The sequence below is a fragment of the Chromobacterium phragmitis genome (assembly GCF_003325475.1).
GTDB lineage: Bacteria > Pseudomonadota > Gammaproteobacteria > Burkholderiales > Chromobacteriaceae > Chromobacterium > Chromobacterium phragmitis.
The window spans coordinates 2,421,616-2,435,811 of sequence record NZ_CP029495.1; the positions used below are offsets into that span (position 1 = coordinate 2,421,616).

Annotated in this window: 14 protein-coding genes and 1 tRNA gene; 13 read left to right on the top strand and 2 right to left on the bottom strand. The window is 61.5% G+C overall.

Going from position 1 to position 14,196, the window contains the following annotated elements; all coding sequences use genetic code 11:
* The first annotated feature begins 160 nt into the window (after window positions 1-160).
* The 6 genes from DK842_RS11560 (at window position 161) to DK842_RS11585 (ending at window position 4,936) form a co-directional block, all read left to right on the top strand.
* Entirely contained in the window at window positions 161-907 is a 747-nt protein-coding gene (locus DK842_RS11560) for a Nif3-like dinuclear metal center hexameric protein (RefSeq protein WP_114061575.1), read from the top strand.
* A 114-nt stretch (window positions 908-1,021) separates the two neighbouring features.
* On the top strand, window positions 1,022-1,606 hold the full coding sequence (gene petA / locus DK842_RS11565; RefSeq protein WP_114061576.1) for a ubiquinol-cytochrome c reductase iron-sulfur subunit: 585 nt from the start codon (window positions 1,022-1,024) through the stop codon (window positions 1,604-1,606).
* A gap of 14 nt (window positions 1,607-1,620) precedes the next feature.
* Window positions 1,621-2,964, top strand: coding sequence for a cytochrome b (locus tag DK842_RS11570; protein ID WP_114061577.1), 1,344 nt, complete (start codon window positions 1,621-1,623; stop codon window positions 2,962-2,964).
* 13 nt (window positions 2,965-2,977) lie between these two features.
* Window positions 2,978-3,742: a cytochrome c1 gene (locus DK842_RS11575; RefSeq protein WP_114061578.1), complete on the top strand. Its 765-nt coding sequence runs from the start codon at window positions 2,978-2,980 to the stop codon at window positions 3,740-3,742.
* A gap of 150 nt (window positions 3,743-3,892) precedes the next feature.
* The gene (locus DK842_RS11580; RefSeq protein ID WP_114061579.1) at window positions 3,893-4,495 is read left to right on the top strand and encodes a glutathione S-transferase N-terminal domain-containing protein; all 603 of its coding nucleotides are present in this window, start codon (window positions 3,893-3,895) and stop codon (window positions 4,493-4,495) included.
* A gap of 9 nt (window positions 4,496-4,504) precedes the next feature.
* On the top strand, window positions 4,505-4,936 hold the full coding sequence (locus tag DK842_RS11585) for a ClpXP protease specificity-enhancing factor (protein WP_114061580.1): 432 nt from the start codon (window positions 4,505-4,507) through the stop codon (window positions 4,934-4,936).
* 116 nt (window positions 4,937-5,052) lie between these two features.
* On the opposite strand, the gene DK842_RS11590 is transcribed toward DK842_RS11585, so the two are convergent.
* On the bottom strand, window positions 5,053-6,363 hold the full coding sequence (locus tag DK842_RS11590; protein WP_114061581.1) for an ammonium transporter: 1,311 nt from the start codon (window positions 6,361-6,363) through the stop codon (window positions 5,053-5,055).
* 27 nt (window positions 6,364-6,390) lie between these two features.
* Window positions 6,391-6,729: a P-II family nitrogen regulator gene (gene glnK / locus DK842_RS11595; protein ID WP_021478498.1), complete on the bottom strand. Its 339-nt coding sequence runs from the start codon at window positions 6,727-6,729 to the stop codon at window positions 6,391-6,393.
* Between the two features lie 295 nt (window positions 6,730-7,024).
* On the opposite strand from glnK, the gene DK842_RS11600 reads away from it, so the two are divergent.
* From DK842_RS11600 to cyoB, 7 genes are all read left to right on the top strand, one after another.
* On the top strand, window positions 7,025-7,312 hold the full coding sequence (locus tag DK842_RS11600; protein WP_114061582.1) for an accessory factor UbiK family protein: 288 nt from the start codon (window positions 7,025-7,027) through the stop codon (window positions 7,310-7,312).
* Window positions 7,313-7,317: 5 nt separating this feature from the next.
* Window positions 7,318-8,823, top strand: a complete 1,506-nt coding sequence (locus DK842_RS11605; RefSeq protein WP_114061583.1) for a YifB family Mg chelatase-like AAA ATPase — start codon at window positions 7,318-7,320, stop codon at window positions 8,821-8,823.
* Window positions 8,824-8,881: 58 nt separating this feature from the next.
* The gene (locus DK842_RS11610; RefSeq protein WP_114061584.1) at window positions 8,882-9,628 is read left to right on the top strand and encodes an SPOR domain-containing protein; all 747 of its coding nucleotides are present in this window, start codon (window positions 8,882-8,884) and stop codon (window positions 9,626-9,628) included.
* Between the two features lie 29 nt (window positions 9,629-9,657).
* The gene (locus tag DK842_RS11615; protein WP_114061585.1) at window positions 9,658-10,269 is read left to right on the top strand and encodes a thiol:disulfide interchange protein DsbA/DsbL; all 612 of its coding nucleotides are present in this window, start codon (window positions 9,658-9,660) and stop codon (window positions 10,267-10,269) included.
* Window positions 10,270-10,417: 148 nt separating this feature from the next.
* A tRNA-Met gene (locus DK842_RS11620) sits at window positions 10,418-10,494 on the top strand.
* Between the two features lie 707 nt (window positions 10,495-11,201).
* Complete coding sequence (gene cyoA / locus DK842_RS11625) at window positions 11,202-12,143, top strand: ubiquinol oxidase subunit II (protein ID WP_114061586.1); 942 nt, start codon at window positions 11,202-11,204, stop codon at window positions 12,141-12,143.
* 6 nt (window positions 12,144-12,149) lie between these two features.
* Window positions 12,150-14,192, top strand: coding sequence for a cytochrome o ubiquinol oxidase subunit I (gene cyoB / locus DK842_RS11630; protein ID WP_114061587.1), 2,043 nt, complete (start codon window positions 12,150-12,152; stop codon window positions 14,190-14,192).
* Window positions 14,193-14,196: the final 4 nt, after the last annotated feature.

Sequence of the window (14,196 nt, forward strand, 5' to 3'; positions counted from 1 at the left end):
GGAGAATACAGGCCGGAATGCGGCAGCGGCTAATCTATGATTGCATTTTATCGGCATCGCCAAGTTGGGGCAAAGTCGGGATTCTCACTGGATATGGCGAAGTATTTAACGATTTGATGGCAAAATATCTAGCATGAATGATAGTGAAGAGGTGCGCGGAATGTTGCTGAGAGATTTGCATGGCTGGCTGGATGGCTGCCTGGAGCCCTGGCGCTACAAGGACTACGCGCCCAATGGATTGCAGGTGGAAGGAAGAAGCGAAGTCCGCAAGGTGGTGACCGGCGTAACCGCGTCCCAGGCGCTGATCGACGCGGCGGCGGAGCGGGGAGCGGATGCCATCCTGGTCCATCATGGCTATTTCTGGAAAGGCGAAGACGCCAGCATCCGAGGCATGAAGAAGCGCCGCGTCGCTTCGCTGCTGCGGAACGACATCAGCCTGCTGGCTTATCATTTGCCGCTGGATGGCCATCTTGAGCTGGGCAACAACGCTCAGTTGGGCAAATTGTTGGGCTTGGCGGTGGCGGGGCAGTCCGGGGAGCAAAACCTGCTCTGGCATGGAGAGTGGAATGCGGGCGGCGATGCCGCGGCGCTCGCCGCGCATGTTTCCGACGCGCTGGGGCGAAGCGCGCAGTTGCTGGGGCGAGTCGACAAGCCGGTTAGACGCGTGGCCTGGTGCACCGGCGGCGCGCAGGGTTTTTTCTCCGACGCGATCGCGCTCGGCATTGACGTTTTCATCACCGGCGAAGCATCGGAACAGAATTACCACATGGCGATGGAAAGCGATGTCGCATTCATCGCCGCGGGTCATCATGCAACGGAACGCTTTGGCATCAAGGCACTAGGCGAGCATTTGGCGCAAGTATCCGGCATAAATGTCGAATTTATTGATGTTTTCAACCCGGTTTAAGCAAATAGCTGGCGTGTCGGCCAATTTATTTGCATAGAAGCTTCAAGTCCCTACTAGTAATCGGGTAAAATCCAGCGGTTTAGGGCTCGATTTCCACGATTGAGGATGACTGTAATGAGTGAACAGCAAGTCGATACGGGGCGCCGTCGTTTTCTGACGATCGCTTCCAGCGCTGTTGGGGGTGTTGCGGTAGTCGGCGCGGCCACGCCGTTTTTCATGAGCTTTTTCCCGTCCGAGAGGGCCAAGGCCGCCGGCGCGCCGGTAGAGGTAGACATCGGCAAGATCGAGGCCGGCCAGAAGATCAACGTCGAATGGCGCGGCAAGCCGGTATGGATTCTCAACCGCACGCCGGACCAGCTGAAGAACCTGCCCAAGAACGACCCCAGGCTGGTCGATCCCAAATCCGAAGTGGATCAGCAGCCCTCTTACTGTCAGAACGAGCATCGTTCCATCAAGCCCGAGTTCTTGGTGGCGGTCGGCATCTGCACACACTTGGGCTGTTCGCCGACCTTCCGGCCCGATCTGGCGCCCGCCGACCTGGGGCCGGACTGGCTGGGAGGCTTCTACTGCCCCTGCCATGGCTCCAAGTTCGACCTGGCCGCCCGCGTGTTCAAGGGGGTGCCGGCGCCGAAGAACCTGGAGATCCCCCCGCACAAGTATCTGTCCGCTACCCGCCTGTTGATTGGCGACGACAAATAAGCTGAGGGTGAAAAATGAGCAAAGCACAAAAGCTGCTTAACTGGGTGGACGCGCGTTTCCCGCTGACCGCCTTGTGGGAAAGCCAATGGGGCAAGTATGTCGCGCCCAAGAATTTCAACTTCTGGTACTTCTTCGGTTCGCTGGCCATGCTGGTGCTGGTGCTGCAGATCGTCACCGGCATCTTCCTGACCATGAATTACAAGCCGGACGGCACGCTTAACGCCGCAGGCATCCCGGTCGCCTTCGCCTCGGTCGAATACATCATGCGCGACGTGGCCGGCGGCTGGATCATCCGCTACATGCACTCCACCGGCGCCTCGATGTTCTTCGTCGTGGTTTACCTGCACATGTTCCGCGGCCTGATCTATGGCTCGTACAAGCAGCCGCGCGAGCTGGTCTGGGTGTTCGGCACGCTGATCTTCCTGTGCCTGATGGCCGAGGCCTTCATGGGGTATTTGCTGCCATGGGGCCAGATGTCGTTCTGGGGTGCCCAGGTGATCGTCAACCTGTTCGGCTCGATTCCCGTGATCGGCCCCGACCTGTCGCTGTGGATACGCGGCGACTTCGTAGTGTCCGACGCCACGCTGAACCGCTTCTTCGCGCTGCACGTGATCGCGGTGCCGCTGGTGCTGCTGGCGCTGGTGGCGGCCCACCTGATGGCTCTGCACGAAGTGGGCTCCAACAACCCTGACGGCGTGGAGATCAAGAAGCAGCCCAAGGACCCGAGCACCGGCCTGTACCTGGACGGCATCTACTCGCACCCGTACTACACCATCAAGGACATCCTCGGCGTCGTGGTGTTCATGGTGGTGTTCTCGGTGATCGTGTTCTTCCTGCCGGAAATGGGCGGCTACTTCCTCGAGCATCCGAACTTCGACCAGGCCGATCCGCTGAAGACCCCGCCGCACATCGCGCCGGTCTGGTACTTCACTCCGTTCTACGCGATCCTGCGCGCCGTGCCGTCTTTCGCCGGGACTCAGGTGTGGGGCGTGCTGGCAATGGGAGCCGCCGTGGTGCTGATCGCCTTCCTGCCGTGGCTGGATCGTTCGCCGATCAAGTCCATCCGCTACCGCGGTCCCAAGTTCAAGGTCGCGCTGATCCTGTTCATCGCCTCCTTCATCGGCCTGGGCATCCTGGGCGCGATGCCGCCGACCGAAGTGCGCACGCTGATCTCGCAGATCTTCTCGGTGATCTACTTCGCCTTCTTCCTGGGCATGCCGTTCTACACCAAGAACGATGTGGGCAGCGTCCCGGTTCCGGATCGGGTGACCGACACCAACGCCAAGCGTCAGATCCAGTTCGTGGCCCTGGTGGCGCTCACCGTGTTCCTGGCCGCGTTGTTCGCGATGAACGTGTAAGGGGATAAGGAAAATGAAAAACAAGATCCGTCACCTGATCGCCGCCGCGGCGCTGGCCTTGCCCTGCGCGCTGCCGGCTTTCGCCAACGAGGGCGGTCCCAAGCTCGACAAGGCGAACATCGACATCCAGGACACCGAGAGCCTGCAGCGCGGCGCGCAGATCTTCGTCAACTACTGCCTGTCCTGCCACTCGGCCAGCATGATGCGTTACAACCGGCTGGAAGACATCGGCCTGACCGAAGAGCAGATCAAGGCCAATCTGTTGCCGGAGGGCGCGAAGATCGGCGACCAGATGAACATCGCGATGAACAAGCAGGACGCCAAGGCCTGGTTCGGCGCCACGCCGCCCGATCTGTCGCTGATCGCGCGTTCCCGCGGCGCCGACTACCTGTACAGCTATCTGCGCGGTTTCTATCGTGATCCGTCTCGTCCCACCGGCTGGAACAACCTGGTGTTCGACAAGGTCGGCATGCCGCACATTTTCTGGGAATGGCAGGGCGACCAGGAGCTGAAGACGATGAAGAACGCCGAAGGCCATGAAGAGCACAAGCTGGAACTGGTGAAAGCCGGCACGCTGACCAAGCTGGAAAACGGCAAGGCCAACACCGTCGAGTTCGACCGCCGCATGCGCGACTTGACCAACTTCCTGGTCTACATCGGCGAGCCGGCGGCGGTGAAGCGCCAGCAGATCGGCTACGTGGTGGTGCTGTTCCTCGGCCTGCTGCTGTTCCCGCTGGTGTACCTGCTAAAGAAAGAGTACTGGCGCGACGTTCACTAACGCGATCGGGCAGTTGAAAAGGCGGAAGAGATTCCGCCTTTTTCTTTTTATAATCATGATGTTGTGTTGAAAGGCTGGAATATTGCCACCGGATGGTGCTAGAATGCGCGCTGCACTCATTTTTTAAGTTAGTCAAGGATTTTCTCCGCCATGATGACCCTCTACTCCGGAATCACCTGCCCGTTCAGTCAGCGCTGCCGTATCGTGCTCTTCGAGAAAGGGATGGATTTCGAAATCATCGATGTGGATATCCATAACAAGCCGGAAGACCTGGCTGTGATGAACCCGTACAACGAAGTGCCGGTTCTGGTGGAGCGCGACCTGATCCTGCATGAGTCGAACATCATCAATGAATACATCGACGAGCGTTTCCCGCACCCGCAACTGATGCCGGCCGATCCGGTGATGCGCGCTCGCGCCCGCCTGTTCCTGCATCGTTTCGAAAACGAACTGTTCATTCATGTGAAGACGCTGGAAGCCGGCGCCACAGGCAAGGAAGCGACCAAGGCCCGCGAAGCAATCCGCGACGGCCTGACCACCATCGCGCCGATCTTCTCCAAGCAAAAGTTCATGCTGGGCGACGACTTCTCGATGATAGACGTGGCCATCGCTCCGCTGATGTGGCGTCTGGAGCATTACAACATTGACCTGGGCAAGAGCGCGGCGCCGATCCTGAAGTACGCCGAGCGCATTTTCCAGCGTCAGTCCTTCATCGATTCGCTGACCCCGTCCGAAAAGGCGATGCGCAAGTAAGGAGACGCGATGAGCTCCAGCACCAAGCCGTACATGATCCGCGCGTTGCATCAGTGGTGCGGCGACAATGGCTACACCCCGTACATCGTGGTGTGGGTCAATGGCCGCACCGATGTGCCGCTCGAGTACGTGAAGAACAATGAGATCGTGCTCAATATCGCCGATACCGCAACCAAGAACCTGCGCATCGACAATGAGTGGATTTCGTTTTCCGCGCGTTTCGGCGGGGTTTCGCGCGACATCTGGGTGCCGATCGGCAACGTGATGTCCATCTTCGCCCGGGAAACCGGCGAGGGCATGGGTTTCGAGGTGGAGCCGATGAGCGAAGAGGCGGCCAGCCTGAAGCCGGTTGGCGCCGAAGAGGAAGCGCCGGAGTCCGGCGGCGACGATCCGTCGCCGAACCGCCCCAGCGGGCGGCCAAGCCTGCGTATCGTCAAGTAAACTCGTCGCATTGATCAAAACCGGCCAAAGGCCGGTTTTTTCATTCCGGAATGGCGAAAAAAAAACGGGGCCGAAGCCCCGCCAAGTCCCTTACACAACAATCTTTAGCGGGCGGTCTACTCCACACGCTCGCCGTGCAGAACCAAGTCCAGGCCCTCGCGCTCCTCGTCTTCGGCCACGCGCAGGCCCAGGGCGATATCCACCAGCTTCAGCAGGATGAAGGTGACGATGCCGCAGTAGACGATGGTGACGCCAACGCCCAACGCCTGGATGACCAGGCTGCCGTCGGCGCCGCCGATATCCTTGACCGCGAACACGCCGGTCAGCAGCGCCCCCAGGATGCCGCCGACGCCGTGCACGCCGAAAGCGTCCAGCGAGTCGTCATAGCCCATCATGTGCTTCAGGCCGGTGGCTCCCCAGAAGCAGACCACGCCGGCGGCCAAGCCTATGGCCAGCGCGCCCTTGACGTCGACGAAGCCGGCGGCCGGGGTGATGGCGACCAGGCCCGCCACCGCGCCGGAGGCGATGCCCAGCACCGACGGCTTCTTCTTGGCGATCCACTCGGCGAACATCCAGGCCAGCGCGGCCATCGCGGTGGCGACCTGGGTGGTGACCATCGCCATGCCGGCGCGGCCGTCGGCGGCGACGGCGGAGCCGGCGTTGAAGCCGAACCAGCCCACCCACAGCATCGATGCGCCCACCAGCGTCAGCACCAGGTTATGGGGAGGCATCGCCTCGCGGCCGAAGCCTACGCGCTTGCCCAGCACCAGGGCGGTCACCAAGCCGGCCACGCCGGCGTTGATGTGCACCACGGTGCCCCCGGCAAAGTCCAGCACGCCGTAATTGCCCATCCAGCCGCCCGGCGCCCACACCCAGTGGGCGACCGGCACGTAGACCAGCAACGACCACAAGGCCATGAAGACCAGCATCGCCGAGAATTTCATCCGCTCGGCGAAGGCGCCGGTGATCAGCGCCGGAGTGATGATGGCGAAGGTCATCTGGAAGGTCATGAACACCGATTCCGGAATGGTGCCGGCCAGAGGATGCACGGCCAGCTTGCCGGCATCCTTCATGTACACCATGCCGTCCAGCAGCAGGCGCGACAGATCGCCGATATAGGGGTTGCCGACGGTGAAGGCGAGACTGTAGCCGACCACCGCCCACAACACGGTCACCAGAGCGGTGATGGCGAAGCTCTGCATCAGCGTGGCCAACACGTTTTTCTTGCGGACCATGCCGCCGTAGAACAGCGCCAGGCCGGGAATGGTCATGAACAGCACCAGGGCGGTGGAGGTCAGCATCCAGGCGGTGTCGCCGGAGTTGATCACCTTGGCGGCGGCCACCGCCGGGCCGGCGGGCGCGTCGGCCAGCGCGGGCAGGGAGAGAGCGGCGAGCCCGGAAGCCATGGCAGCGAGTATCTTTTTCATTATGGTTTCCCCAGTTTCACAAAGCGGTCAGACCGCGTCGGCGCCGGTTTCGCCGGTGCGGATGCGGATCACCTGCTCCAGGTCGTAGACGAAGATCTTGCCGTCGCCGATTTTGCCGGTGCGGGCGGATTTCTCGATGGCTTCCACCACCTGGTCCAGCAGCGCGTCGTCGATGGCGATTTCCAGCTTCACCTTGGGCAGGAAGTCGACGACGTATTCGGCGCCGCGATACAACTCGGTATGGCCTTTCTGGCGGCCGAATCCCTTGACCTCGGATACGGTGACGCCCTGTACGCCGATGGCGGACAGCGCTTCGCGGACTTCATCAAGCTTGAACGGCTTGATCACTGCGGTGACGAGTTTCATGGCGGCTCCTTCTCGGACGATTGACAGATGGTTCTGCTGCGGATGGTCATGCAGGAATCGTGCCAGCCCGCGATGGGCGTTCTCTGAATTGTGATGCACTGCAAAAAATGGCGCGCTGTCCATTCAGGCACTTTCCTTGTGCATGGCGGCTGTTTATGCTGCACAACTTTGGTGCATTGCTGCGATGCGACATGTCTTTGTGCTGGCGATGGCCGCGCGGACAGGAAATGCGGGAGCGCGAAGGCGCTTTTTGCTAAACTCGGCTGGATATCCAGACACTGCGGGAGCCGCGACCATGTTGAGCCAGAAACTGTTTGAAGAGATCAGCGCCAAGATCGGCGAGACTATCGCCGCCAGCCCGGCCAAGGACATCGAAAAGAACGTGCGTGCGATGATGGCTTCCACCTTCGCCAAGATGGATCTGGTCACCCGCGAGGAATTCGACGTGCAGCAGGCGGTGCTGGCGCGCACCCGCGAGAAGCTGGCCGCGCTGGAGACGCGCCTGTCCCGCCTGGAGGCGGAGCTGTTTCCCGAGGAGACGGCCGCCAAGGTGGAAGAGCAGTCCGAACTCGGCCATTCCTGAGCGCCATGACGCTGGCGGTGGTGGCGAGCAGGGCGTTGTCCGGGCTTGACGCCCCGGAGGTGGCCGTCGAGGTCCACCTCGCCAACGGCCTGCCCGCCTTCAATATCGTCGGGCTGCCCGACACCGAGGTGAAGGAAAGCCGGGATCGAGTCCGTGCCGCCATTCTCACTTCCGGTTTCGAGTTTCCCGCCCGCAAGATCACCGTCAATCTGGCTCCGGCCGACCTGCCCAAGGATTCCGGCCGCTTCGACCTCCCCATCGCCATCGGCATCCTGCTGGCTTCCGGCCAGGTCAAGAATGACGACATCTCCCGTTACGAATTCGCCGGCGAGCTGGCGCTCAGCGGCGCAGTGCGCCCGGTGCGCGGCGCGCTGGCGATGGCCTGCCAGTGCCATGCCGCAGGGCGGGCCTTCGTGCTGCCGGTGGACAGCGCGGCGGAGGCCGCGGTCGTGGGCGGCGCCGCCGTTTACGCGGTGGCCTCTTTGCCGCAGGCCTGCGCCTTCTTGAATGGCCTGCAGCAGCTGGATCCCTTCGCGGCAAGCGCGGATTCGGCGTTGCCGAACTACCCTGATCTAGCCGATGTCAAAGGCCAGTCCCTCGCTCGTGGCGCGCTGGAAATCGCCGCCGCCGGCGGGCATAGCTTGCTGTTGATGGGGCCGCCGGGAACCGGAAAGTCCATGCTGGCTGCCAGGCTGCCGGGTTTGTTGCCCGGCTTGTCGGAGCGGGAGGCGCTGGAGAGCGCGGCGGTGCAGTCATTGGGCTCGCAGGGCTTCCAGGCGGGACGTTGGCGGGTCCGCCCCTTCAGAGCGCCGCACCATACCGCTTCCGCGGTCGCCCTGGTCGGCGGCGGCAGCGATCCCAGGCCGGGCGAGATCAGCCTGGCGCACCACGGAGTGCTGTTTCTGGACGAGCTGCCGGAGTTCGACCGCAAGGTGCTGGAAGTGCTGCGCGAACCGCTGGAAAGCGGCGTGATCCATATCTCGCGCGCCGCCAGGCAGGCGAGTTTTCCGGCGCGCTTCCAGTTGGTGGCGGCGATGAATCCCTGCCCCTGCGGTTATCACGGCCATCCTTCGGGGCGCTGCCAGTGCACGCCCGAGCAGATGGCGAGATATAGGGGTAAAATCTCCGGCCCCTTGCTGGATCGGATCGACCTGCAGGTGGAGGTGCCGGCGCTGACGGCGGAAGAGCTGCAAGGCTCGGCTCCGGGCGAGGCCAGCGAGCCGGTCCGTTCCCGGGTGTTGCGGGCGCGCGAGCGCCAGCTGTCGCGGCAAGGCATGCTGAACGCCGTTTTGCAGGGCGCCGAGCTGGATCGGCATTGCGGCGGCGATGGGCAGGCGCTGGAGGTGCTGGCCAAGGCATTGCAACAACTTGGCTTGTCGGCGCGCGCGTATCATCGGATACTGCGGGTTTCGCGCACCATAGCCGATTTGCAGGGCGTGGAAACGATAAGCCGCAACCATGTATTGCAGGCGATCCAGCTCAGGCGCGCCATGCAAGGCAGTGCCGGATAGAACTCATATAAACCCGGGCGGCGTGATCGCCGTCCGACAGACATAGCGGTAGTGGTGAATGGCTAATCGAGACCTGAAAAACTCCTCCCGGCCGTCGCGCGGGCGCGGCAACTCTTCTTCGTCGCGCGGTGGCGGCGGCATGATGGCGGGCATCATCATCGGCCTGATCGTCGGCGTGGCGGTGGCGGTGGGGTTGGCGATGTATCTGAACCGATCGCCGGTCACGTTCCAGACCAAGAACGAGCGCAAAGCAGAGACGCCGCAGCCGCCGACCGAGCTGCTGGCGCCGGGGACCCGCATTTCCGATGCCGCCTCTGCCGCCGCGCCGGCGGCGCAGCCGGCGCCGGTTCCTCCGTCCCAGCCCCAGGCCACGCTGGACTCCGGTCAGTCCGCGCCGCCGCCGGCTGACAGCCATGGAGCCAAGCCCAAGCCCGCGCCGCAGGCTCAGGCCAAGGGCGGCAAGGAAGAGCAGCGCTTCGATTTCTACAAGATACTGCCGGGCCAGGTGGACGCGGTGACGTCCGACGCCAAGTCCGGCCGGCCGGGGGAACCTTCGGCATCGGCGCCTGCCAAAAAAGTTTATCTGCAGTTGGGCGCATTCCAGAATCAGGACGAGGCCGACAATCTGAAGGCGAAGCTGGCTCTGCTGGGGGTGGAGGCCAAGATCCAGTCGGTCAATGTGCCGGACAAGGGGATGGTGCATCGCGTCCGGGTCGGTCCGCTGAGCCGTCAGGACGATGTGGACCGCCTGCGCGCGCAACTGAAACAAGACGGCATCAGCGCCAATGTGGTGAAGGCCGAATAAATCGAACCCTTATTTAACGGGAAAACAAGATGAAGAAATGGTTGCTGTTGGTAATGCTGGCGGTCAGCGGCATGGCGAATGCCGCTATCCAGTTGGGCAAGGATTACACCATGCTGAGCACGCCTCAGCCGGTCGCCGATCCCAAGAAGGTGGAAGTGATCGAGTTCTTTTCCTACCATTGCATCCATTGCTATGACGATGATCCGGCCTTCAACGCCTGGGCCAAGGCGCAGCCGGCCGACGTAAGCTTCCGCAAGGAGCAGATCGTGTGGCAGAAGTCGATGGAGGGCTTCGCGCGCATGTTCGCCACTTTCAACGCCACCGGCACTTTCGACAAGCTGCACCGCGCCGCTTTCGAAGCGCAGATCAAGCAGCGCGTGGATCTGTCCAAGCCGGACCAGTTCGCTAGCTGGATCAAGCAACAAAAGGGCGTGGACAGCGCCAAGCTGCTGCAGACCTACAACTCTTTCGGCATCAACGCCCAGGTGGCGCGCGCGAGCAAGATCACCCGCGACTACCAGATCCAGGGCACGCCGACCGTGATCGTCAACGGCAAGTACGTGGTGGTGACCGCGACGCCGGAGCGGATGATCCAGGTGATGAACGAGCTGGTGGCCAAGGCCCGCGCAGAGAAGAAGTAAAGCGGCCAGCTCATGCGAAAGGCGGCGAGAGCCGCCTTTTTTGTTGGCGAGTCGTGGATTTTGAATGGCGGAGGATGCCGCTTTGTCATTTTGATGTAAAAAGTTCTTGACGCGCTTTCGTCTTTGTCTTAATATGCAACCTCTCTGACGCGGGGTGGAGCAGTCTGGTAGCTCGTCGGGCTCATAACCCGAAGGTCGTAGGTTCGAATCCTGCCCCCGCAACCAAATACAGAAAAGCCGAATCAAAACGATTCGGCTTTTTTCGTTTCTCGGCGCGCCATCGCGTATTCGATGCAATCAGGCAGTTTTCTTTTGCACGCTGATTTTTTCAAGCAGGTTTTTATCAGGACAGAAATATTTTTTGTAACGGATTGCAATGACTTTCATGACTTGGTCATCTCAATGCCTTTGTCCTAAGTGGTTGTCTCTTCGATGGAATCCCGCGGCGATTGTCCTTGATCCCTGTCAATTGAATGGCATATTCGGTGACGGGTGGATTTTGACGAGGATCAAGACTCTTGAAATCTTGGCTGGAACTGTTTTTAATACGCCCCGCCCGCTGTCATTGCTGCGACGATTTGCCGCAGATGTCGCCGCGGCGGGCGCAGATGTTAGTGTTTGCCGAAATCCTGTCTTCCCGCGCCGCGCATGGCGTTTCACTCGGACAGTGAACTTTCTGCTGTCACCTCATCGTCCGGAAACGATTGTGGAGTCGTTTCCAGTCCCGCTGGGCAGTCGTTGCCGGCAGGGTCGATCGCGGCAAGCCCGCGAGCTCTAAATTTCTGGTTTGGCCAGGATTCGTCATGCCGGCAAGGTTGCCCCGGCACGGCGGCTATCCTGCGGGAAACTGTTTTCTTGGCGTTGGAGCGAGGCTCGCAACGCCTGTCGCGCATCCGCGCGCCAAAGGATTTTTTAACCTGAAAAGTCGTAAGATGAGAAACCATAGACCCTCCCGCCTGATGCGGGGGCTGGCGCCTGTGGTGATCGCCCTGCTGTCGGGATGCCAAGGCGGCATTCTCGATCCCAAGGGCCAGATCGCCGCGGAGCAGAAGTCCCTGATCCTGACGGCAACCGCGCTGATGCTGCTGGTGGTCATCCCGGTGATCGTGATGACCTTGGTCTTCGCCTGGAAGTACCGCGCCGGCAACAAGGAAGCCGCCTACGAGCCGAAATGGTCGCACTCGACCAAGATCGAGATCGTGGTATGGCTGATCCCCTGCATCATCATCGCCTTCCTGGCGACGCTGACCTGGAAGAGCACCCACAAGCTCGATCCTTATCGTCCGCTTGAGTCGGACAAGAAGGCGATCCAAGTGCAGGTGGTGGCGCTGAACTGGAAATGGTTATTCATCTACCCCGAGCAGCAAATCGCTTCCGTCAATGAGCTGGTATTCCCGGCCGATACGCCGGTGAGCTTCAAGATCACTTCCGACGCGGCGATGAACTCGTTCTTCATTCCGCAGCTGGGCGGCCAGATCTACGCGATGGCCGGCATGCAGACCCAGTTGCACTTGATCGCCAACGAGCCTGGCACCTACAAGGGCTTCTCCGCCAACTACAGCGGCGCGGGCTTCTCCGGCATGAAGTTCAATGCCGTCGCCACCAAGACCCCGGCCGAGTTCGACGCCTGGGTGGCCAAGGCCAAGGCTTCCGGACAAGCGTTGGACGCGCCTGCGTACCTGAAGTTGCTCAAGCCTAGCGAAAACAATGCGGTGGAATACTACGCGTCGACCACGCCGTACCTGTTCGAGGCCGTGCAGCACAAATACATGGCTGCTCGCCCGTCGCTGGCCGACAGCGACGACGCCATCAAACTGGCCAAAATGACCAAAGAATTATGCGCCGCGATCACCCCGACGGTTGTCAAGGAGTAAGCATCGATGCTGTTAGGTAAATTGACTCTGGACGCGATCCCGTTCCATGAGCCCATCATCATGGGGGCGCTGGGCGGCGCCGGCCTGATCGGGCTGATGGTGTTCGCGTTGATCACCAAGTTCGGCAAGTGGGGCTATCTCTGGAAAGAGTGGCTGACTTCGGTCGATCACAAGAAAATCGGCGTGATGTACATCATCGTCGCCATGATCATGCTGCTGCGCGGCTTCGCCGACGCGCTGATGATGCGTACCCAGCTGGCGATGGCCACCGGCGGCGCCCACGGCGTGTTCCCGCCCGAGCACTATGACCAGATCTTCACCGCCCACGGCGTGATCATGATCATCTTCATGGCGATGCCGTTCATGACCGGCTTGATGAACATCGTGGTGCCGCTGCAGATCGGCGCCCGCGACGTGGCCTTCCCCTTCCTGAACTCGCTGAGCTTCTGGCTGCTGGTGTCCGCGGTGATCCTGGTCAACCTGTCGCTGGGCGTGGGCAACTTCGCCCGCACCGGCTGGGTGGCTTATCCGCCGCTGGCCGAGCTGGGATTCAGCCCTGACGTGGGGGTGGATTACTACATCTGGGCCTTGCAGATATCAGGCATCGGGACGACGCTGACCGCGATCAACTTCCTGGTGACCGTGATCAAGATGCGCGCCCCGGGCATGAAGCTGATGGACATGCCGATCTTCACCTGGACCTGCACCTGGGCTAACGTGCTGATCGCCACTTCCTTCCCGATCCTGACCGGCGCGCTGGCCATGCTGGCGCTGGACCGCTACCTGGACTTCCACTTCTTCACCGCGGAACTGGGCGGCAACGCCATGATGTACCTGAACCTGTTCTGGGCCTGGGGCCACCCCGAGGTGTACATCCTGGTTCTGCCGGCGTTCGGCATCTTCTCGGAAGTGGTGTCCACTTTCGCCGGCAAGCGCCTGTTCGGCCACAAGTCCATGATCTACGCCAGCGGCGCGATCTCGGTGCTGGGCTTCATGGTTTGGCTGCACCACTTCTTCACGATGGGCTCCGGCGCCAACGTGAACGCGTTCTTCGGCATCGCGACGATGATCATCTCGATCCCGACCGGCGTGAAGCTGTTCAACTGGCTGTTCACCATCTACAAAGGCCGCCTGCGCTTTGAAACCCCGATCCTGTGGACTTTGGGCTTCATGGTGACCTTCTCCATCGGCGGCATGACCGGCGTGCTGTTGGCCGTGCCGGGCGCTGACTACGTGCTGCATAACAGCCTGTTCCTGATCGCCCACTTCCACAACACCATCATCGGCGGCGCCGTGTTCGGCTACCTGGCCGGCGTGTCGTTCTGGTTCCCGAAGGTGTTCGGCTTCAAGCTGAACGACAAGTTGGGCAAGGCCTCGTTCTGGTTCTGGCAGATCGGCTTCATGTTCGCCTTCATGCCGCTGTACGTGCTGGGCTTCCTGGGCATGACCCGTCGCCTGAACCACACTGACAACCCGGCCTGGGAGCCGTGGCTGTACATCGCCCTGTTCGGCGCGCTGCTGATCGCCGCCGGCATCGCCTGCCAGCTGCTGCAGATCGTGGTGAGCATCCGCGATCGCAAGAAACTGGTCGATGAAACCGGCGATCCGTGGAACGGCCACACCCTGGAGTGGTCCACTTCGTCCCCGGCCCCGTTCTACAACTTCGCCAAGCTGCCGCAGGTGCATGACATCGACGCCTTCACCGACATGAAGGAAAAGGGCATCGCCTACGCCGTGCCGAAGTCGTACGAACCGATCCACATGCCGCGCAACACCGCAGTCGGCCTGTACATCGGCGGCTTCACCACTGTGCTGGGCTTCGCGCTGATCTGGCACATCTGGTGGCTGGCGATCGTCGGCCTGGTGGGCGTCGTCGGCTGCATGCTGGCCCGCGCCTACGACAACGATCTGGACTACTACGTGCAGCCGGACGAAGTGGAGGCGATCGAGCGCGCCCGCTTCGAGAAGCTGGGCATCGACGTCGACAACTACACCGAGCGTGATCCGGCCGAGCCGAAAAAGGCTGCGCGTCCGACCACTACCGCGTAACGGG